At 46.2% G+C, this 21,648-nt stretch carries 22 protein-coding genes; 9 read left to right on the top strand and 13 right to left on the bottom strand.

The features are described from left to right. Positions 1-27: 27 nt before the first annotated feature. The 11 genes from BUR42_RS22805 to BUR42_RS22755 all read right to left on the bottom strand — a co-directional run bounded on the left by BUR42_RS22805 (position 28) and on the right by BUR42_RS22755 (position 12,509). Positions 28-819: an amidohydrolase gene (locus BUR42_RS22805; RefSeq protein ID WP_074241891.1), complete on the bottom strand. Its 792-nt coding sequence runs from the start codon at positions 817-819 to the stop codon at positions 28-30. Between the two features lie 73 nt (positions 820-892). Further along, positions 893-1,351: a regulatory protein RecX gene (locus BUR42_RS22800; protein ID WP_074241890.1), complete on the bottom strand. Its 459-nt coding sequence runs from the start codon at positions 1,349-1,351 to the stop codon at positions 893-895. Next, a complete protein-coding gene (locus tag BUR42_RS22795) occupies positions 1,341-3,683 on the bottom strand; it encodes an ATP-dependent helicase (protein ID WP_074241889.1) in 2,343 nt (780 codons plus the stop codon). The genes BUR42_RS22800 and BUR42_RS22795 overlap by 11 nt, the downstream gene beginning before the upstream one ends. Positions 3,684-3,739: 56 nt before the next feature. Continuing rightward, on the bottom strand, positions 3,740-4,846 hold the full coding sequence (locus tag BUR42_RS22790; RefSeq protein WP_074241888.1) for a tetratricopeptide repeat protein: 1,107 nt from the start codon (positions 4,844-4,846) through the stop codon (positions 3,740-3,742). A 91-nt stretch (positions 4,847-4,937) separates the two neighbouring features. Next, the gene (locus BUR42_RS22785; RefSeq protein WP_074241887.1) at positions 4,938-6,479 is read right to left on the bottom strand and encodes a M28 family peptidase; all 1,542 of its coding nucleotides are present in this window, start codon (positions 6,477-6,479) and stop codon (positions 4,938-4,940) included. A 140-nt stretch (positions 6,480-6,619) separates the two neighbouring features. Next, the gene (gene rpiB / locus BUR42_RS22780; protein WP_074241886.1) at positions 6,620-7,075 is read right to left on the bottom strand and encodes a ribose 5-phosphate isomerase B; all 456 of its coding nucleotides are present in this window, start codon (positions 7,073-7,075) and stop codon (positions 6,620-6,622) included. Positions 7,076-7,100: 25 nt separating this feature from the next. Then, positions 7,101-7,946, bottom strand: coding sequence for a twin-arginine translocase subunit TatC (tatC, locus tag BUR42_RS22775; RefSeq protein ID WP_074241885.1), 846 nt, complete (start codon positions 7,944-7,946; stop codon positions 7,101-7,103). Positions 7,947-8,564: 618 nt separating this feature from the next. After that, on the bottom strand, positions 8,565-9,836 hold the full coding sequence (locus BUR42_RS22770; protein WP_074241884.1) for a hemolysin family protein: 1,272 nt from the start codon (positions 9,834-9,836) through the stop codon (positions 8,565-8,567). Positions 9,837-9,891: 55 nt separating this feature from the next. Beyond that, on the bottom strand, positions 9,892-10,461 hold the full coding sequence (gmk, locus tag BUR42_RS22765; protein WP_074241883.1) for a guanylate kinase: 570 nt from the start codon (positions 10,459-10,461) through the stop codon (positions 9,892-9,894). Positions 10,462-10,464: 3 nt separating this feature from the next. Then, positions 10,465-11,766: a UDP-N-acetylglucosamine 1-carboxyvinyltransferase gene (murA, locus tag BUR42_RS22760; protein ID WP_234979785.1), complete on the bottom strand. Its 1,302-nt coding sequence runs from the start codon at positions 11,764-11,766 to the stop codon at positions 10,465-10,467. A gap of 5 nt (positions 11,767-11,771) precedes the next feature. Next, positions 11,772-12,509 carry a DUF4290 domain-containing protein gene (locus BUR42_RS22755; protein WP_074241881.1) on the bottom strand — a complete coding sequence of 246 codons (738 nt, stop codon included), beginning with the start codon at positions 12,507-12,509 and terminating at the stop codon, positions 11,772-11,774. Between the two features lie 145 nt (positions 12,510-12,654). Between BUR42_RS22755 and BUR42_RS22750 the strand changes: the two genes are divergently transcribed. Together BUR42_RS22750 and BUR42_RS22745 are read left to right on the top strand one after the other, a co-directional pair. Beyond that, on the top strand, positions 12,655-13,440 hold the full coding sequence (locus BUR42_RS22750; RefSeq protein WP_074243153.1) for an SDR family oxidoreductase: 786 nt from the start codon (positions 12,655-12,657) through the stop codon (positions 13,438-13,440). A 111-nt stretch (positions 13,441-13,551) separates the two neighbouring features. Beyond that, positions 13,552-14,595 (top strand): tryptophan 2,3-dioxygenase, encoded by a 1,044-nt coding sequence (locus BUR42_RS22745; RefSeq protein WP_074241880.1) that lies wholly within the window; start codon positions 13,552-13,554, stop codon positions 14,593-14,595. Positions 14,596-14,636: 41 nt separating this feature from the next. Here the strand turns inward: BUR42_RS22745 and BUR42_RS22740 are convergent, their stop codons facing one another. Then, a complete protein-coding gene (locus tag BUR42_RS22740; RefSeq protein WP_074241879.1) occupies positions 14,637-15,104 on the bottom strand; it encodes an Lrp/AsnC ligand binding domain-containing protein in 468 nt (155 codons plus the stop codon). A 448-nt stretch (positions 15,105-15,552) separates the two neighbouring features. On the opposite strand from BUR42_RS22740, the gene trmB reads away from it, so the two are divergent. From trmB to BUR42_RS22705, 7 genes are all read left to right on the top strand, one after another. Continuing rightward, positions 15,553-16,260, top strand: coding sequence for a tRNA (guanosine(46)-N7)-methyltransferase TrmB (gene trmB / locus BUR42_RS22735; protein WP_074241878.1), 708 nt, complete (start codon positions 15,553-15,555; stop codon positions 16,258-16,260). After that, positions 16,235-16,432 (top strand): C1orf53 family protein, encoded by a 198-nt coding sequence (locus BUR42_RS22730; protein ID WP_074241877.1) that lies wholly within the window; start codon positions 16,235-16,237, stop codon positions 16,430-16,432. The genes trmB and BUR42_RS22730 overlap by 26 nt, the downstream gene beginning before the upstream one ends. Before the next feature lie 25 nt (positions 16,433-16,457). Continuing rightward, positions 16,458-16,790: an MGMT family protein gene (locus BUR42_RS22725; protein ID WP_074241876.1), complete on the top strand. Its 333-nt coding sequence runs from the start codon at positions 16,458-16,460 to the stop codon at positions 16,788-16,790. Positions 16,791-16,821: 31 nt separating this feature from the next. Next, positions 16,822-17,265, top strand: a complete 444-nt coding sequence (locus tag BUR42_RS22720; protein ID WP_074241875.1) for an IPExxxVDY family protein — start codon at positions 16,822-16,824, stop codon at positions 17,263-17,265. Positions 17,266-17,339: 74 nt separating this feature from the next. Then, positions 17,340-17,576, top strand: coding sequence for a 4a-hydroxytetrahydrobiopterin dehydratase (locus tag BUR42_RS22715; protein WP_074241874.1), 237 nt, complete (start codon positions 17,340-17,342; stop codon positions 17,574-17,576). Between the two features lie 10 nt (positions 17,577-17,586). Then, positions 17,587-19,662 (top strand): histidine kinase, encoded by a 2,076-nt coding sequence (locus BUR42_RS22710; protein ID WP_084185767.1) that lies wholly within the window; start codon positions 17,587-17,589, stop codon positions 19,660-19,662. A gap of 25 nt (positions 19,663-19,687) precedes the next feature. Beyond that, the gene (locus BUR42_RS22705; protein ID WP_074241872.1) at positions 19,688-20,437 is read left to right on the top strand and encodes a LytR/AlgR family response regulator transcription factor; all 750 of its coding nucleotides are present in this window, start codon (positions 19,688-19,690) and stop codon (positions 20,435-20,437) included. 13 nt (positions 20,438-20,450) lie between these two features. Here BUR42_RS22705 and chrA read toward each other — a convergent pair whose 3' ends face one another. Beyond that, entirely contained in the window at positions 20,451-21,647 is a 1,197-nt protein-coding gene (gene chrA, locus BUR42_RS22700; RefSeq protein ID WP_074241871.1) for a chromate efflux transporter, read from the bottom strand. Position 21,648: the final 1 nt, after the last annotated feature.

Genomic DNA, 21,648 nt, shown 5'->3' with positions numbered 1-21,648 from the left:
CAAAGTTAGCTAAGTTCCCCGGTTAAATTAAGGGATAATAAACCGGTCTGCATCCTTCAGGAAAGGGAAGCGCGCACGCAGCTCATTAAGATGGCTACGGGAAAGCGTATAGGTAAATACATCCTCATCATGCGCTTTGTGATAAATGATCTCGCCGATGGGATCTATAATACTGGAATCCCCGCTATGATAGATGTCGTTGCCATCATTGCCCACCCGGTTCAAACCTATTACGTAACACTGGTTTTCAATAGCGCGGGCCTGTAATAAAGCACGCCAGGGAGTATTACGCCTTTCGGGCCAGTTGGCCACGTTGATCAATACATCGTAAGCAGGCTCTCCGTTTTCAAGGATGGAGTTGCGTGCCCATACCGGGAAACGCAGATCGTAACAAACAGACAGGTTGAGCTTCCAGCCCTTTACCTGGGCGATCAGGCGTTTGTCGCCGGCAGTATAGTGATCATGCTCTCCGGCAAAACCGAACAGGTGGCGTTTGTTGTAGGTACCAAATGTTCCGTTGGGCAGCATCCAGATCAGCCGGTTAAAATATTGTCCGCCTTCCTCAATAATAAGACTGCCTGTGATGATCACGTTCTTCTCTTTTGCTTTCTGCTTCATCCACTGTACCGCACTGCCATCCATTGTTTGCGCCAGCCTTTCAGATTGCATGCTGAAACCCGTGCTGAACATTTCCGGCAGAATGATCACTTCCGTTCTTTCCTGGATGGAATTGATCTTTTGGTCAAACATCGCCAGGTTGGCAGCAACATCTTCCCAGTGTAAATTAGCTTGTATCAGAGAGACCGTTAAATCAGACATAAAGTATTAATTACTACAAAACGACCCCAAAATTACGGCGGTAAGGGTTAGAAAGTTTTAAATTATTCCTCCTTTATTCGCCTTTTTTTGCGATTTGTTCAATGGCAGCCCTTGCCAGCTCCTGTTCAAAACCTCTTTGCAGGAGGTATTGCAGCGTTTTGTATTGCCGCTTTAGATATTGCTCAGACCTTAATGAATGGTATTTCTTTTCTGCGAGTTGCTGCAGGGTTTGCATATAATCCTCTTCATTGATCTCTGCTAAACCCTTGCGGATGCAGTAATCGGAGATCTGTTTCTGCTTCAGCATCATACTGATCTTCTTACGCCCCCACTGCTGCATCCTAAACTTCCCGCCGGCATATGCTTTGGCATACCGTTCTTCATTGAGGAAACCATCTTCCACCAGATGTGCGATGGCGTTTTCTATATCTTCGCCGCGCAAACCAAGTTCCCAGCATTTCTCTCTCACTTCCGCATGGCAACGCTCCTGGTAAGCACAGTAGTAGCGGAGTTTCAGAATATCAGCCTCCATTCCTTACAATCATCAGCTTGGCATAGTTCAGCATGATCTTCTTTTCTCCTCCTCCTTTCGGGAACATCACTGTTGCAATGCGGTTGTTGATAGCGCCTTCCAGGCTGAGGATCTTACCGAAACCAAATTTCTGATGTTCCACATCCATACCCGCTTCCATGGTAGCAGGGTCATCTGCTGTGAAATTAGCGCTGGGCACATGATAACCTGCAGGCGCAGCTGGCCTTGGTGTTGGCCTTGCTGAAGAAGATGCGGACGATGCTGGTGCGCCAGGGCCGGCAGGTGCTTTCTTTTTATCGAACATATTTCCCCAGGAAGCACCACCGCCACCAATGGGACCCGTATTTCTCATACCACCGCCGGCATAACTGCGATCAATGAATTCTTCCGGCATTTCTTCCAGGAAACGGCTGGGCTCATTCTGCTGTAGCTGGCCAAAACGGTAACGGCTATTAGCATAAGTAAGGAATAAACGTGTTTTTGCACGGGTCACCGCCACATAGAACAAACGGCGTTCTTCTTCCAGTTCTTCCCTTGAGTTGATGGACATACCGCTGGGAAACAGGCTTTCTTCCAATCCCACCGTGAATACGATCGGGAACTCCAAACCTTTTGCTGCGTGGATCGTCATCAGTTTCACCACATTGCTGTCTTCATCCTTTCCGTTATCTGCATCCGTTAACAATGTGATCTGTTGCAGATAGATACCGAGTGTTTTATCATCCAGCAACTCCCCGTCTTCCGTAGGTGTTTCTGTGAATTCCTTGATAGAGTTCAATAACTCCTGGATGTTTTCGTAACGGGCAAGGCCTTCTGTGGTTTTATCGTTGAAGAGTTCTTTTACGATATTGGTGGATTTACCAACCTGAACGGCTACTTCGTAAGCATTGTGTTTTTCCAGCATCACCCGGAAGCTCTGGATCATGGTCACAAATCCGTCTATCGCTTCCAGTGTACCGCCTTTGAAACCAAATTCCTTTGCACGTTCCAGTACTTCCCAGAAGGTCATGTTCTGATCATTCGCATAAATACTCACCTTTTCAATGGTAGTTTTGCCGATACCACGCACCGGGTAGTTGATGATCCGTTTGATCGCTTCTTCATCACGACTGTTCATGATCACCCGCAGGTACGCAATAAAATCCTTGATCTCTTTTCTTTGGTAGAAAGAGAGGCCGCCATAGATCCTGTAAGGAATGGCACTGCGCCGGAGGTTTTCCTCAAAGGAACGGCTCTGTGCATTCGTGCGGTAGAGGATGCAAAAATCTTTGTTATCGTAATGATTGCGGAGTTTCTGCTCAGAAATGGTATCTGCTACTACCTTTCCTTCATCATTATCTGTATTGGTGCGGATCAGTTTGATCTTTTCTCCTTCATGGTTATCCGTCCAGAGGTTCTTTTCAATCTGCCCTTTATTCTTTGAGATCACCTCATTCGCAACGTTCAGGATAGATTTGGTACTGCGGTAGTTCTGTTCCAGCTTCACTACTTTCACATCATCATAATCCTTTTCAAATTGCAGGATGTTCTGAATGGTAGCACCGCGGAAGGAATAGATACTTTGTGCATCGTCTCCCACCACACAGATATTTTCATGCACTGCGCCCAGTAATTTCACGATCTCATACTGAGCCGGGTTGGTATCCTGGTACTCATCGATCATGATGTATTTGAACTTATGCTGGTATTTGGCGAGTACTTCCGGGAAACCTTTCAGCAGTACGTACATTTTATACAGCAGATCATCAAAGTCCATCGCACCATTCTTGAAACAGCGTTTCGCATACATGTCGTAGATCTTGCCGATCAGTGGACGGCTGGAACGTTGGTCTTCCTGTTGTATGGCATAATCATGCTGGTATTCTTCCGGGCTCACCAGGCTGTTCTTGGCAGCGGAGATCCGGTTGTATACCATATTGGGCTTGTAATGTTTATCATCCAGGTTCAGTTCATTCACGATGGTTTTCACCACGCTTTTGGCATCATCTGAATCGTAGATAGTGAAGTCGCTGGGGTAACCCAGTTTAGGCGCGTCGCTGCGTAAAAGGCGCGCAAAAACAGAGTGGAAGGTACCGATGTAAAGATTACGGGCTTCACTGCCGCCCAGGATCTTTTCCACCCTTTCCTTCATTTCCTTCGCTGCCTTGTTGGTAAAGGTGAGCGACAATATATTAAAAGCGTCCACCCCATTGTTCATCAGGTGAGCGATCCTTGTAGTCAGTACTTTCGTTTTGCCTGAACCTGCTCCCGCGATGATCATTAAAGGTCCTTTAATGGTTGTTACCGCTTCCCGCTGGGGTGCATTCAAATCGTCTAAATAGTTTGCCTTCATCAAAATCAAAAATTTGCCGGCCGTAAAAATACGATTTGAGGGGCGGATCGCGAAATCTACAAATACTGCCCTCTAAAAAACACATTCTCTCCGCTCACCTCCATCGGGTTCTGCTGGAACCACCTGATAAAATCTCCCCATTTTCCTTCATTCGCCGCTTTCCAGTTAGCAAACTCCTCACCATCTCCCCGGCTCAGCAGCCAATAATTATACGCCTCCAGGTGCCCGTTCTGTTTTACTTTCAACTGATAATCGAACAGCAGGTTCGGGTATTTCAGTGCATGGCCGTTCTTGTAATACCCTTCCAGGAAATTCTCCCGGATGCGGTGCAGCGAAGCAAGATCAATATGTTTTTCAGCAGCTGCCGCCAGGGTCAGCTCCAGCTCATATACCTTAGTACCATAAGGCATCAGTTTCTTCATCAGCAAGGCAGGGTCCTTCTCCATAGCTTTGGGGTCCAGCAGAATAATATTGTGATGGCTGAAACGCACCAACATGCCGGTATCGTTAAACTGGATACCGCTTTTATAGGTCAGGTACAGCAGTTTACTCATTTCTTCCGTCCGTTTACTTCCCCTTTCTATATTCATGAAGATCTCCCCATACAGCATTCCCCATACCTGCGAATCTGAGTTGCAGAACAGTTTACCCAGCCAGTAATAGTTGGATGAATGTTTGGGGGCAGCCTTTACCCCTGCTTCAAAATATTGGATCGCTTTGTTGTTATCCTTTTTGGCAGACATCTGCATCACCCCCATTTCCAGGTAAAGGTTGCCGGCATTGGGAAACTCCTTCAATCCCTTTTCATAAGTATCGATCGCTTTCTCCGGATCACCCGTCAGGTCATAGCTGTTCCCCAGCAACTGGTACACACCGGGGAATCCGTTTTTCTTTTTGATCATGTCTTTCATGATCTTAATGGCAGCTTTGTAATCTTTGCCGAGATATTTTGCGTAACCGATCTCGTAAGTATAGGTAGGTTCATCGGGATCCAGTTTGATGGCTTCTTCCAGCAAAGCAATGGAAGGTTCGATCTGACCATTGTCCATGAGTTCAATGGCCTTTTTCATCTTTTCCTGGGCAAGGTCCCGGTTGGTGGATTGTGCGCTGGCAACCAGGGTGGCAGCCATCATCATGCATAGGGAGAGGATTCTTTTGAGCATATGATATTGATTTCCTGCTGATGATTCAATTTACGGCTGTTTTCCATAAAGCAGGCAAAAAAAACGCCGCTGTTAAAGCGGCGTTCTTAAACTATTTTTCATTCCTGTCTACCTTGATCCGGTCTGCACGGTTGGCTACTTCCCAGGCAGTATAGAACACCAGTTGTGCTCGTTTGGCCAGCATGGGGTAATGGATCTTATCCGGCGTATCCCCTGCGCCATGGTAATCCGCATGCACTCCGTTGAAATAGAAAATGATCGGGATCTTTTTCTGTGCAAACATGTAATGGTCTGAACGGTAATAGAAACGGTTCGGATCATTGGGATCATTGTATTTGTAGTCCAGTTTCAGGCCTGTTTGCAGATTTGCTTTTTCACTGATCGGGCGGAGGTCTGAGCTCAGTTTATCATCCCCGATAATGTACACGTAATTTGTATCCTTTGCATGTTCCGGATCAATACGGCCGATCATATCGATGTTCAGATCGGCTACAGTATTGCCCAATGGATAGATGGGATGATCTGTATAATAACGGGAGCCCAGCAATCCTTTTTCTTCTCCTGCCACGGTCATGAAAATGATGGTACGGCGTGGCCCTTTGCCAGCTTTTTTAGCTTTCATGAAAGCCTCCGCCATGGCAATCACAGATACCGTTCCGGAACCATCATCATCCGCACCGTTATGTATCTTACCATTGATCACACCAATGTGATCGTAATGTGCTGTAATGAAGAGGTATTCATCTTTTTTATCTGTACCCGGCAGCATACCCAGTACATTGCTCGACTTGGTTTCCACGGCTTCCTTTTCAAACACCAGTTCCGTGATCTGGCCACTGGCCGGAGTAGGTTTGGGTTTCTTTAAACTTTCCTGCAACTCTTTATAAGGAGTGCTGAGAAGCGTGGTAGCCATATCGCTGGAAATGAAATAGGAGTTGGGAATGTACTCCATCGTAGTTATTTCATCATTGAAATAAAGGCCAGTTTTACGAATGCGGGAACCTGCACGCCCGATCTGTGAAACATTGGAAGAAACAATGAACACTGCTTTAGCTCCTTTGCCCCCTGCTGCACGGAGCTTATCTTTCAGCTGCCCTTTCGGGAACAATGGTTTCCCATCTGCATCTACCGGTTCTCCTTCTGCCAGCAACACGATCTTATCCGTAACATCCAAACCGTCGTAACTATTCATCTGCTCGTTACTGATACCGTATCCTGCAAACACAACCCCTGTTTGGGCTAAGGTCTGGTTTTTATTCTCGCGCAGACCGGTGTAAAAATCCTTGCCGAACTCTAGTGTTCTGCCATTGGCTACGATCTTTCCGGTAACCAGGGTATCCTGGAAAAGACTGAAAGGCTGCTCCCATGAACCATCCACTCCAGCGGGTTGCAGGCCAACACGTTTGAATTGTTCGCTGATATATTTCGCTGCTTTGTATTGACCCGGCTTACCTGTTTCGCGGCCTTCCATATCGTCGCCGGCAACGATATAAAGGTGTTTTTTCAGATCAGCTGCCGTGATCCCTTTTGCAAAAGGGGTAGCAGCAACCGGTTTCACCGGAGGTTTGGCCATCTGTGCGCAGGCGACAGTTCCGGAAGCTAACAGGCAGGCTATGAATGTAAACTTCTTCATCGATTGAGATTTATTTTCATAAAAGGGGTTTGCCCTTTAAAATTAAGGTTTGTGGTTGGTGTTGGCCTTACCACTCATCTAAAAAAAAGGGCAATAGTGGTGACTATTACCCTTTTCATATGAGGATCTTTATACTATGCTTATGCGCAGGCGATCTTATTCACCCTGTTTTCGTGACGGCCACCTTCAAAAGCGGTTTCTCCGAAAATGTCTACCATTTCTTTTGCGGTAGCGGTATCTACAAACTTTGCAGGGATGCAGAGGATATTTGCGTTATTATGACTGCGGGCCAGGCGCGCCAGTTCATCTCCCCAGCAGATGGCTGCGCGGATACCCTGGTGTTTGTTGGCTGTAATGGCCACCCCGTTAGCGCTGCCGCAAATGAGGATGCCATAAGCAAAGGCGCCGCTTTCTACTGCACTTGCAACCGGATGCGCAAAATCAGGATAATCCACTGAATCGGGAGAGTCTGTGCCGAAATCTTTTACCTGCACACCTTTCCCTTCAAGATAGGAGATCACCTCTTCCTTATATGCAAAGCCCGCATGATCTCCTCCAATAGCCACCGGTAATGCAAGATTAAAAGTTAGTTCCATAACATTCAGTTTATCGATAAATAAATTAAGACCACTCTTCCGCTTCTTTCTTCTCTTTCGCTTTGTAAGCTCTTGCCGAAATTAAAATACTTATCTCATACAGCAGATACAAAGGTACGAAAACCAGCAATTGGTCTAATACATCCGGCGGCGTAATGATCGCTGCCAGTATAAGGATCACCACAATCGCATGACGACGGTAAGTACGCATGAAATCCGGTGTGAGCAATCCAAGTTTAGTGAGGAAGAATACAAGGATGGGCATCTCGAACAGGCAGCCCATACCCAGGATGATCTGGCTCATCAATCCAAAGTAATCATCAATGAAGAAGTCATTTTTGATCACAGAGGAAACAGTATAGCTGGCGAGGAAGTTGATCATGAAAGGTGCGATCAGGAAATAACTGAACGCAATACCCAGGAGGAACTGTAAGGAGATCCAGAAGATGATTCCTTTGGAACCCTTGGCCTCATTATCTTTCAGAGCCGGTCGGATAAAACGCCAGAACTCATAAATAATGTAAGGGAATGCGCCTATCAATCCCAGTATAAATGCAAGTTTGAATTGCAGTGTGATCTGACCCGCCATCTTCGTGTTCTGGAATTTAATTTCCGGCGGCACAAGGCACAACTTATCTCCCATATTCAAAGCATGGCTCAGTTTGCACATCCAGCTGTAAGTGGGGAAGTTAGGTTGCGTAGGCCCGAAGATCACATTCGTGAGGATCCAGTCCGTAAAAATAAAACCGAGGATACTGACGATCACGATAGCGAAGGCTGAACGTACCAGGTGCCAGCGCAATTCTTCCAGGTGATCAAAAAACGACATCTCTGCCTTGTCCTCATTACTCGAGAATAACTTCTTTAACATACACTATTATGGATCAGGAGCACAAATATAACATGTGCCAAGTGAATAGTACTCAGTAAAAACGCTGTAAGGTAAAAGAAAATAATGAGGGAGGAAAGAAGAAAGAGTTGGGACAAAAAAAAGAGCCAGCCCGAGAAGAATCAAGAGCCGGCCTTTCATCCATTGTTTGTTAACCCCAAAAAAGTTGAATTCGAGAATGTCTTTTTCGCTACTGCTTAAGTAATAACTTCATCCATAATGGCAAGCTATTAGATATAAGTTATAACCGATACAGAGCTTTTAAATTTCTAAAACAAAAATAGAAAGAAATATCGTATTATCAATGTTACAACAAAGTTTTTTACAACCTTTTAACAAAAATCAAATTATTGTGTTACGTATCAGGTAGTAAAAGAATTCAATTCGTGTCAATTTAGTACTACTCTTATAAAAAACGATTTAGCACTCGATATATTACACTAAAAAGCAATTCTTCGCCCGGTATATTTTTAAAGAGTTGTTTTCCAACTGCTAAAGGAATAACACCGTATTTTCACGTTTTTGGCCGCTTTTCCACCCTTTTGGGGGATATAGGCACCCTGACCTTTAAATGTATAGCAATTTTCGCGCCGGAATGGCCTAATTGAGGATTTTCATCTTCACCATTTCAATCCGCGTATCCGTAACATTGAGGATGTCGAACTCATAATCATCAATGATGATGCGTTCTTTCAGCCGGGGAATAGTTTCGTAATGAGAGATGATATAACCAGATAACGTTTCGCTTTCATCCTCAGGAAACTCAAAGCCATACTGCTCATTGAGGTAATCCAGTTCCAACCTTCCTGAAAAGATGTATTCCTTTTCCGCGATCTGTTTTTCCACGAATTCTTCCACATCATGTTCATCCTTGATATCGCCGAAGATCTCTTCCAGCACGTCTTCTATCGTAACAATACCTGCTGTTCCTCCAAATTCATCTACCACCCAGGCAATGCTGCGGCGCTCTTTATTAAACTTACCAAGCAGGTCAATTGCACTCATGGTTTCAGGCACCGCCAGGATCGGGTGGATCACAGAACGGATATCCTTAGGATTTTTAAACATATCCAGCTGGTGCACATATCCGAGAATATTGTCAATATTATTTTCGTAGATGATCACTTTGGACAATTTGGTGTCCATAAACTTGCGCCTGGCCTGTTCTATGGTGCTGCTGATGTCCAGCGCCTCTATCTCTTTGCGGGGGATCAGGCAACCGCGGATCTTTACATGCACAAGGCTCAGGGCATTCTCAAAAAGCTCCGTATTCAGCTCCTGGTTATCTCCTCCTGTATGCTGCTGGCTCTGGCGGATAAAATACTCCACGTCCACCCGCGCAAAAGAACTCTTGCCTTCCGTGATCCGCACATTGAAAAGGTATTTCAGGATCCATTCGGAAATGGACTCCAGCATGTTACCAATTATATACAGCGGTTTGGAAAATACGGAAATAGGATGGGCAAAAAAGCCCAGTAAAGCTTCCGGCCTGGAGCGGAAGATGCTGCGGGGTATAAAAAAGCCGAAAAAGAGTATCAGCAGCGTAGCCACCACGATTTCTACGAACAGCATAAACGGCACATAACTGGCCATTTCCATTTTCGTGTACGCCATAGCCCATAAAGAATCAAGCCAACCAGCTACCAGCATGCTGTAAACAACAACAGCAATGGTCAGTCCAATGAGGCTCGAAGCCAGGATACGTGCAGGATGTTCATTAAACCCGGAAAGGATCTTCCCGGTAGAACGGCCCTGTTTCCGCTTGAGTTCTATACTCAGCCTGTTCACATTGGCAAAAGCTGTTTCCATGCCGGCGAAAAACCCGGCAACGAGGATCACTAAAACCAGTAAAGCAATCGTATAAATATCCATCTAAACAAAGATATGAAATTAGGTGAGCCGTGCAACATCACCTTTTTATAACGGGTTAATCAGCCAAAAAGTTCTCTACCAGCACTTTTACCTCCCCGTACGCCTTGTCCAGGTGTTCATTGACCACAATGTGGTCAAATTGATGCGCAAAGGATAATTCGTACCGGGCTTTTCCGAGACGTTCTTCCAAAGAAGCCTGGGTTTCCGTTCCTCTTTCACTGAGGCGAACACGCAGTGCATCCAGGGAAGGGGGTTGAATAAATATCGTAAGGGCAGTACCCTGGTATTTCTCCTGGATGGAAAGCGCGCCTTTCACATCTATATCCACCAGGGGATATTTTCCATCTGCCCAGATCCTTTCCAGTTCACTTTTCAGTGTACCATAATACTTCCCGGCATATACCATTTCATATTCCGCAAAAGCATGTTCGGCGATACGCTGATGAAAATCTTCCTGCGTTAAAAAGTAATAGTCCTTTCCATGGGTTTCATCTCCACGCGGCGCGCGGGTAGCAGCAGAAATGGAAAAAGCCAGCTCCGGCATTTCACTGAGCAGCTTTTTCACAATAGTTGTTTTACCGGCTCCGGAAGGTGCCGTAACAATGATGATTTTGTGTGATCCCATGATTTACACGCGCTTGATATCGGCTCCCAAATTACGCAGACGTTCGTCAATATACTGGTATCCGCGATCTATCTGATCTATATTATGGATCGTGCTTTTGCCTTCCGCACTCAATGCTGCAATCAGCAAAGCAACGCCTGCACGTATATCCGGGCTGCTCATTGTAATGCCTCTCAGTTTATGCTGGCGGCCCAAACCTATCACTGCTGCACGATGCGGATCACAGAGAATGATCTGCGCGCCCATGTCAATGAGTTTGTCTACAAAGAACAAACGGCTCTCAAACATCTTCTGGTGGATCATCACACTACCCTTTGCCTGTGTGGCAACTACCAGCACAATGCTCAGCAGGTCCGGTGTAAAACCAGGCCATGGATGATCTGAGATGGTTAAAATAGAACCGTCTATAAAAGTTTGAATTTCGTAGCTATCCTGTTGCGGAATATAAATATCATCTCCTTTGATATCCATCTGGATGCCCAGCAGGCGGAACTTTTCAGGGATGATCCCCAAGTGCTGCACCCCCGCATTTTTGATCGTTATCTCACTTTGCGTCATGGCTGCAAGCCCAATGAACGAGCCGATCTCGATCATATCAGGCAGCATCGCATGTGTGCATCCTTTCAGTACTGTTACACCTTCTATCACCAGCATGTTGGAACCAACACCGCTGATCTTTGCTCCCATGCTGTTCAGCATTTTGCTCAGTTGCTGCAGGTAAGGTTCGCATGCTGCGTTGTAAATAGTGGTGGTGCCATGTGCCAGTACAGCTGCCATTACAATGTTGGCCGTTCCTGTAACAGAAGGCTCATCCAGCAGCATATAAGTACCTTTCAATCCGCCGGATGTTTCCAGGCGGAAGTAGTTATCGTCCGTATCGTAGTGGAATTTCGCGCCGAGTTTTTCGAAGCCGATCACATGTGTGTCCAGCCTGCGTCGGCCGATCTTATCACCTCCCGGCTTTGGAATGTAAGCTTTGCCGAACCTTGCCAGCAAAGGGCCCGCCATCATCACAGACCCACGTAAGCGGCCGGATTTCTTTTTGAATTCTGCGCTTTCCAGGTAATCAAAATCAATATCATCTGCCTGGAATTCGCAACTGGCACGGGTAATGCGGTTTACCTTTACCCCGATATCTCCTAAAAGTTCTATCAGTAAGTTTACATCCAGGATGTCCGGAATGTTGTTGATGGTTACTTTTTCAGCTGTTAACAATACCGCGCTGATGATCTGTAATGCCTCGTTCTTTGCTCCCTGCGGTATAATATCTCCTTTCAGACGGTTTCCGCCTCGTACTTCGAACACGCTACTCACTTGTTCCTGTTTTTGTTGTATTTGTTATGCTTGTTACTTTTTCCGCCTCCGCCGCCAGAGTTACCGCCGCCATCATTCCTTTTGAACTTATTCTGCTGGAATTGTTTGCGTTTGCTGCTGCCGGAACCACCACTGGCACGGTATTCTCCTGCCTGTGTATTGTAATTGGCGCCGCCACCTGCAAGGTTGCTGCTGCTGGAGCTTGGAGCAGCTCCGCCGGGATGATATTGTAATACACCACCGGTGATATTGCTGAGTTCGGACTTGATCGCATCGTCATGCACACTTTCTTTGTGCCAGTTGCTGTAAGCCAGTTTCATGTAATTGCCGATCACCTGCGTAAATCCTTCTTTCATTTCAGGATCTGTTGTCTTCAATGCTTTATCCATCACCAGTTCCAGGTTTTTGCCGAAGTGGCGGTTACGTGGATACTTTTTGGGATAAGGCAACCTGTCCGGCTTACGGTGCAAAGTTTCCCTGGTAGGGATCGGGTAGGGGGAGTCAACATCCAGTTTAAAATCGGAAACGAGGAAAAGATGATCCCAGAGCTTATGCCTGAAATCTTCCACGTTGCGTAAGTGGGGTTGCAGCGTTCCCATCAGTTCTATCACAGCAGACACTTGCTGCTGGCGAACTTCCCGGTCGGGGATAGTGAGTATGTATTCGATCATCCGCTGGATATTCCTTCCATACTCGCGCATGATCAGATGGTTACGTGCGGTATTATATTCCATTGCTGTAGTTTAAATAAGATCCGTAAAGTGTTTGATTACCAGCCGTTCCGGTGCGGAAGGCCCGTGTGTGCTTCAAGCTTATTGCAAACCTAATGAAAAATATTTACAAAACGTCTGTCAGCGGGTGATTGCTTACCTTTACCCTATGAAACTTTCGTTAGCCGGAAAAATTGCAGTGGTCAGTGGCGGCTCTCAGGGCCTGGGACTCGCATCAGCAAAGGAATTAGCCTTGCTTGGAGCCTCCTGCATCCTCCTCGCGCGAAACGAAACCTCCCTCACAGCTGCCGTAGCATCTTTAGATGTAAGCCAGGGCCAGCAGCACAATTACTATGTGGTGGACTTCTCCAACCCGGAAAATGTACAGGCCACCATCCAGGCTATCACGGATGCGCAGATCGTAAACATCCTCGTTAATAACAGTGGCGGCCCTTCCGGAGGACCTATCCTTGCTGCGGAAGGTGGCGCTTTTATGAAAGCCTTTGAAATGCACGTGGTCTGCAACCAGGTACTTGCCCAGGCTGTAGTGCCCGGCATGAAAGCCAGCGGATATGGAAGGATCATCCAGATCATCTCTACTTCTGTAAAAGCACCCATTAAAAACCTGGGCGTTTCTAATACTATCAGGGCCGCAGTGGCCAATTGGGCCAAAACCCTTGCCGGCGAACTGGCCCCCTTTGGCATTACCGTCAATAATGTACTGCCCGGCGCCATGACAACAGACCGCCTGAAAAGTCTTTTTAAAGCAACCGCCGAATCCAGGGGTGTTCCCGTACAAACCATCGCGGATGAATGGAAAGCAGAAATTCCCATGCAGCGTTTCGGCGATCCGGCAGAATTTGGTGCCGCCGTTGCTTTCCTCGCCTCTCCCGCAGCCGCTTACATCACCGGCATTAACTTACCTGTTGATGGAGGCAGGATCCCCAGCTTATAAATTACCTGCTCAATGAATATCTGGAAAAACATCATCAAAAGTCCAACCTGACCGTCGCCGTTCTACATCAGCGAAAACCAACTTATTTATTTACACCCAACTAATTTTCACATGACAAAAACGGATGTGCATTACGGCGATTATTTGCAATTAGAAAAAATACTGAATGCCCAGGAACTGGAAAGCGATAAACAACAACTCCACGCACATGATGAGATGTTGTTCATCATCATTCACCAGGCCTATGAACTATGGTTTAAACAATTGCTTTTTGAAGTGGATTCAGTAGCGGCGATCATGCAAAAACCGGTGAACGATAACTCCCCGGAGCTGCAAACCGTTGTTCACAGAACATCCCGCATGATTACCATTCTCAAGCTATTGGTACACCAGATCGATATCATGGAAACCATGACGCCCATGGACTTCCTCGATTTCCGTGACATGCTCCGCCCGGCCTCCGGTTTTCAAAGCTGGCAGTTTAAAGCACTGGAAGCCAGGCTGGGACTGAAATACCAGCATCGCTTCGGGCAGGAATATTACATTTCTCAATTAAAACAGGCACAGATAGACCTGATCAAACAAGCGGAAAACCAACAGTCCATTATAGACCTGCTCAACCAATGGCTGGAAAGGATGCCCTTCTTCGAAGAAGCACATAACTGGACGAATTACAAACCAGTCAGCGATATCAGCAACCCAACGGAACACATTTTCTGGGAAGATTATCAGCAGATCTATATTAACAGTCTCGCGGCCGCAGAACAAAGTAATCGCGATCAGTTCAATACCATCTTTACCAAAGATACCCCCGAGGCTGTACGCCAGCTTTCCCCCAGGGCCTGCAGGGCCGCATTGTTCATTATGTTATACAGGGGATACCCCATCCTGCAGTTACCATTTCAGTTGTTGAACAGTTTGCTGGAAATAGATGAACAACTCAGCACCTGGAGATACAGGCATATGAGTATGGTACACCGGATGATCGGTTCACGGATCGGCACAGGTGGCAGCACCGGCAGGGATTACCTGAAAGGCGCGCTGGACAAACATTACATCTTTGCGGATATTGCCCGGCTCACCAGCTTTTTGATTGAAAGAAGAAAACTGCCGGCCTTGAGCACTGAAATGGAGAAAAGACTTGGCTTTAAATAGGATAAGAGGATGGCGGGGGTTCCGCCATCCTTTTTTATTTCTTATTCCACCACATTGATGGTGCGGGTAAAGCTTTCTTCTAATGAGATAAATGTTTCGGTGCGCTCGATCCCTTTGATCTTTTGAAGCTCGTCGTGTAATACACGGCGGAGATTGGTAATGTCTTTGCAGATGATCTCAGCAAACATGCTGTAACTGCCGGTAGTGTAATTGAGGCGAACAATCTCCGGCATTTTGCGGAGTTCTTTGGCAACAGTGTCGTACAGTGAGCTTTTTTCCAGGAAGATCCCGATAAAAGCGATCACATCATACCCGATCATTTTTAAATCTACGTGTAATCTTGTACCTTTAACTATACCCAGCTCCTGTAGTTTCTTCATCCGTACGTGAATAGTACCCCCTGAAACGAAGAGTTTCTTCCCCAGGTCCGCGTAGGAGATTTCAGCGTTGGACATCATCTCGCTGATGATCTGGAGATCCAGTTTGTCAATATTCAAATTGTGGCTCATTTTGACAAATTGTTTTTGAATGTTTTTAACTTACATGCAAATATTTAAAAAATCTCGAAATTTCCAAAATTTTATTTAAAATATTTGCAAAAAATACCCCTTCTCTTTAGATTTGCATCATAATTAGTAACATTTTACTGTTCCTGATAAGCTGAAGTTGCTTAAAAGAAGTACACCACAGCCGAGAACTCAACTTTGTGGGGTGATGGAACTGGCAGACATGCCCTCTCGTCTCGAGGGTGGGGATAACGGGATAAACGTAGCGTAATGGGTTGACCACTAATCTTATTTGTGCTATGGCTAACCGCCTCGTGTAGGTTCAACTCCTACCCCTACAGCTTAATAAGCTCATAAGTTAAACACTTATGAGCTTTTTTTATGCAAAAACTTTAAAAAAAGGGGATTTTTTTAGAATCAGGCGAAAAAATGAGCGAATTTTGCCCCTTCTATGGGACAAAAGAAACTTCAACGATTCGCAGAGATAGAAACTTTCCCGAATGTGCTCATCTATCCGGAAGGAATGCCCGGTAAATGGAAAGACCATTTTGGGAACAACCAGCCCCTGACGCTGGAGCTGGCTTGTGGCAAAGGAGATTATACACTGGGCCTGGCCCGTTTATACCCCGGAAGGAATTTCATGGGGGTAGACCTCAAAGGCAACCGCATCTGGAAAGGCGCCAAAATAGCCATGGAAGAGCAACTCACCAATGTAGCCTTCCTCCGTACGCAAATAGATAAGATAGAGGACTATTTCCTTCCCGGTGAAGTAGAAGAGATCTGGATCACCTTTCCGGACCCCTTCCTCAGAAAATCCCGGGCCCGCCACCGCCTTACCCATCCCCGATTCCTGGCCCATTACCAAAAGATCATTCAACCAGGCGGCACCATCAACTTAAAAACAGATTCTCCCGAGCTATATCATTTCACCCGCATGGTAATTGAAGCCACCGGCTGCACCCTGCTGGAAGATATTCCAAATGTTTACGCACAGGAAGAAGTATCGCCATTATTGCGGATCCAGACCTTTTATGAAGGAATGCACCTGGCAGACGGGAGAATTATCAGGTTCCTTAAATTTGTATTGCCCGCAGCTCCCATTGAATGGAAAGCGGTAAAACTGGACCTGGAAGATGAAACAGCTGCAGGAGAACATTGATTTTTACTATAACGAGCAGGGATACTTCGTATTCACGGAAAAGTACCACAAAGAACGTGGTTATTGCTGCGGAAACGGTTGCCTGCATTGCCCGTATGATTATGAAAAAGTCCCCGACGACAAAAAAGCCCGTCTCCTTGCCGCCCGCCGTCAAAAAAACGACGAAAGCTAAAAAAGCGAAGGAGGAACCGAATTTCATGGATACCGTGCATGCCATCGTACGTAAGATCCCCCGCGGCCGTGCCACCAGTTATGGCGCTATTGCAGAATCGGCAGGGATCCGGCTTTCTGCAAGAATGGTGGGCTGGGCCATGAACGCGGCCGACAGCGCAAACCCTCCCATTCCCGCTCACCGCGTAGTAAATAGTAAGGGACTGCTCACCGGTGCACACCATTTTGCCACACCTACCCTCATGCAGGAATTACTGGAAAATGAAGGCATCAAAGTAGTGGATAACCAGATCCAGGATTTTAAGACGGTTTTCTGGGACCCGGCAGGTGAACCTAAAAGGAAAAAGAAAAAACCCTGAGAACAGGGCAAACTTAAATATCTTTACAGGAATGTCTGTACTAAAACTCAAATTAGACCAGGAACAGTTGGTGGAGGACTTTTTTGAGGACACCTGGCTGGCCGGGATCATGTCCCCCGCAAGGGACTATCAGCTTTGCTGGCAGATCAATCAACAGCTCGGGTACGATTTCCGCGTTAATAATTCCCTGGAGATCAAACTCAATAAACAACAACGTGCCTATTACTTTACAGTATTGGAGTACGAAGAACCCACCAAATCCGCAGCGCATTATTTTTATAATAATCACTGCAAAGCAGAATTCCTGCTGCCAGAATTGAAACACGTGGATTACATCTGGCTTATCAAAGGAAATTACTACCAGGCAGCAGACGTAAAGAATCTGATAGAAGAATGCAGAAAGGTGGAACTCGTGCAACTGGTGTCATTACTGGATATGAAGGATATCAAAAATAAGATCAACCTGATATTTTGATCTTTTATTAATAATCATGTGGACGTAACCCTGAACACACGCAAGCCCTGTTATGATCCATTTAAATGAATTCTATGTGGCAGGAAAAAGAAAACCGGCTCAATCGCTCATTTCAGTTCACTGATTTCAAAGAAGCCTTTGCTTTCATGACTAAAGTAGCGCTTGTTGCAGAGAAATTAGATCATCATCCGCATTGGATAAATGAGTATAATAAAGTGGACATATTCCTGTCCACACACAGTGCAGGAAACGTAGTAACTGATAAAGACCGTGAACTGGCCCGGCTTATAGACACTTTATATAAACCCTAACCAACAGTTTGTGAATCGGATACTATTAACATGCCTGTTGTTTTGTTGCTCCCTGCACTTCTCCCAACCCGCAGTTGCACAAGATACCCTTGCCATTAATTTTAACGCTCCTGTAAATGGACAGGATGTGCGTTCCTACGTCTCCGTGTTTCACGATCCTGCAGGAAAGTATAAAGTGAAGGACCTGCAGAACATGACATTCAAAAATGATACGCCCCTTTTTCATCCCCATAAAAAAGTACTGCACGAGGTAAATAATATCTGGCTGAAACTCACCATCAGGAACACCAGCGAAATTGATTCCCTCGTTTATTTCTTTACCGGCTTTCATGACGATATTGAATGGTACGCACCAGATAACGAAGGCCGGCAGCAACTGGCCATGCATACCGGCATGATGATAGACCGCGCGAATGTGGACAGATGGGGCCATTACTCTTTCCCACTGCATGTAGGGGCCGGCGAAACAAAAACATATTACTTCCATATCATTAATCGCTTCTACCGGGAAAATGCTTTTATGCCCGTAGTATATGATCCCATTCACTATGCAGGTTTCCGGCATGTGGAAGCAGATCATTATAAAAGCGAAGTATTGGTGATACAGGTACTGCTGGGTATGCTATTAGTGTTCCTCTGCGTAACCGTTATCAATTACACCCAGTTGCCGGATCGTTCCTCGCTTTACTTTGCAGGATACATTCTCGGCCTGATCATCTTCTTCGCACTACGCCTGGAATCGAAACCTTACCAGCTGTCCTTCTTCTACTTCTGCCCCATGTTCAAATATTACTGGGACATTCCGGCCATGCTGTTCTGTTTTTATTTCATGTACATGCTCTTCGGCAACATGTTCCTCAGCCTGCGCGAACGTTTCCCATTGATGGAAAAATGTTACCGTTATGGCGCCATCGCAACAGGCATTCTCATTCTCGTATGCATAGCACTCATTGCCTCCGGGGATTATCAGACTTCTGCTACTATCTATACCTGGATGTATTTCATCACCATCATCCCCATCGCTATTTCTTTTGTAGCGCTGGCCCGCAGAACACGCCATCATCCATTGATCCGTTTTTTCCTTTTCGGCTCCATCAGCCTGCTGGTATTGTCTGTATGGGCCTATGTGAACAATACACAACCTGTAGGTTTCACCCCCATTCCTGAATTAGTATCTCCTTATAACATCATGGTGCTGGGCGTATTGTTACAGGCCCTCTTCTTTGCTGCGGGCCTCAGCTACCGCAACAAATTAGCACACCAGGAAAAAACAAAAACACAGGAGATGCTCATCAAACAGCTCAACAAGAACAAAGAGCTGCAACGCAAACTGAATGAGCAGCTGGAAGAACTTGTAAAAGAACAGACAACAGAAATATTAAGGAAGAAACTGGAACTGGAAGAGCAGCGCAAACTGCAACTGGAAGTAGAATACAGCAAAAAGCTTGCAGAGATAGAACTGAAAGCCATTCGTGCACAGATCAATCCACACTTCATATTCAACTGCCTCAACTCCATTCAGCTTTTTGTGATGCAGCGGGATTATGAACATGCACAGAAATATCTGTCGGACTTCTCCTACCTCATTCGCAAAACGCTGGACTTCTCCCGCAGGAACTTTATCACCCTCTCAGATGAAATAACTTATTTAAATACCTATCTTGGTCTCGAAAAGATGCGGTTTGAGAATAAGATGAGCTATGAGATCGTGGTAGACCCCGTGATTGCCACCGCAGAACTGGAAGTGCCCGCCATGTTGTTACAACCTTATGTAGAGAATGCCGTGAAACACGGTATGACCAATGAAGATCATGCCTCCGGCCTGCTCGCCATTCATTTTAACCAGGTAGCATCAGATATGCTGGAATGTGTGATAGAAGATAATGGTATAGGAATAGAACGCTCCAGGGCCTTACGTTCCCTGCCTTCGCATCACCAGTCCTCCGGTATGGAGATAAGTCTTAACAGGGCCGAGTTACTCAATAAAATGTACAACACCGGCATCCAGATAGAGATCATCGATAAATCACTTAAACAGGCCAATGACAGCGGAACCATTATCAGGATACTGATCCCTCAGTTATAGATCTTCCGCGCCAACTTAGTAGTATATGATCCGCGCTGTAATAATAGACGACGAAAGGAATAGCAGGGATATTATCTCCCTCATGCTGGGCAAGTATTGTCCACAGATAGAAGCTGTGGGCACAGCGGCCAACTGCCGCGAAGGCATTGAACAGATCAGGAACCACAAACCCCAGCTGGTTTTCCTTGACCTGGAAATGCCCGACGGCACAGGATTCGACGTACTTGCCGGAGCCTACGATGCTTCCTTTGAGGCTATCTTTGTTACCGCTTTTGAAAAACGTTTCCTGCACACCATCCGCCTAAGCGAAGTAGAACTGATCTTAAAACCCATCGATAAAGAAAGTCTGCTACAGGCAGTGGGCACTGTTATCAAACGTATCGAAAACAAAAATCCGCATCCCCGCTACGAAGTGCTGCTGGCCAATTTCAACAAATCAGCCGGCGAAGTGCGTCAGATGGTGATCCCCTGCTCCCAGGGAAAAGAGGTTACCCTTTCTGTGGATGAGGTGAGTTACTTTGAAGGCTTCAGCGAAAAAACCGTGTTCTACCTGGAGGATGGCCGCGTACTCAATTCCCCCCGATCTTTCCGCTACTATACTGAGCTGTTCACCAATATGCGTTTCTACCAGATCAATAACCACCAGATGGTACAGGTATCTCATCTGCAGAAAGTAGACCCGGATGATACTAAGATCGTGCTGCGGAATAAAGTGGTATTGGAAGTAACAGACCGCCGGAGGAAAGAACTGCTCGTTATCTGGAAGAGCCGCTGAGCTAAGAGAAAAGTTAAGAGAACCACCATCCCATCAATATACACACCAGTACAATGATAGGCGCAGGGAACCTGGTGAAATATAATAAGCTCAGCGTACCCAGCATAATGAGGATATTATACCAGGTAAAGTGTACCGCAAAGAAAAGTATAAAAGTAGCTGCCCACATAATACCTACCACCACTGCATTGATCCCTTCCAACGCACGGTAGATCATCACATGTTTCTTCAGGTTATTCCAGATAGGAAAAAAGAAAAGCACCAGCAGCATGCTCGGCAGAAAAATAGCGATAGGCGCTAAAGTAGCTCCCAGGAACTGTGCAAATGGTCCCTGGCTACGCATGGCCATACCTCCCACATAAGCAGATACGGAAAAAGTAGGTCCCGGCATTGCACGCATAATTCCTGCTCCTGTTAGCAACTCCTCGGCAGACATGAACTTGGATTTCGCCCGTGTTACATATTGTTCCAGCATCATCGCAATGAGGATGTCCCCACCGCCAAAAACAAGGCTGCCGAACCGGTAGAAGTTCTCAAAAAGGTTAAAGGGCCTCCTGGTGATCCAGTTCTCCGAACGCGCCAGTTCTGAGAAGAAACCCGCCAGCAAAAAGATCAGTGCAAAAAGCCAGAGGTTCATCCACTGGATCTTTTTGGGCTTCTCCGGTATGCCCGGGATACGTTTATCACTAAAGTTGGAAATGATCCCGCCCAGGATGATCAGGGCCGGAAAGGTCCAGGGAGATTTAATGAAATAGCTTGTGAGCATGGCCACTGCCATGATCCCCACCGTAGCCCAGCTGCGGATACTGATCTGGTAAGCTTTAATGCTCCCATACGCCAAAAATCCAACCGCCATGGGTTGTACGTATTTAAAGATATCTACCTGCAGCGCCCTTTTATCCATGTACTGCAGCAGGAAGCTGAGGGACCCCATTAATAAACAGGCCGGGGTGATCCAGATCAGCAAAGTGAGTACCGCCAGCGGCACACCCCCTCTTTTATAACCAATAAGCGTAAGCGTCTGGGAAGAAGACGCTCCGGGCAGCAACTGGCAGAAAGCATTGTATTCCATCAGTTCCTTCTCCGTTACATCCTTTCGCTGCTGCACAAAGGTTTTCATCATCATAGCAAGGTGACCCTGCGGGCCCCCGAATGCAGTGACGCTGTGCAACAAAACAGCCTTCAGAAAAGAGATGTGGCGTAAAAACACT

The sequence above is a fragment of the Chitinophaga niabensis genome (assembly GCF_900129465.1).
In the GTDB taxonomy this organism is placed as follows: domain Bacteria; phylum Bacteroidota; class Bacteroidia; order Chitinophagales; family Chitinophagaceae; genus Chitinophaga; species Chitinophaga niabensis.
The sequence above is the reverse complement of the archived record's forward strand: the minus strand, read 5'-3'. Positions and strand labels throughout refer to the sequence as shown.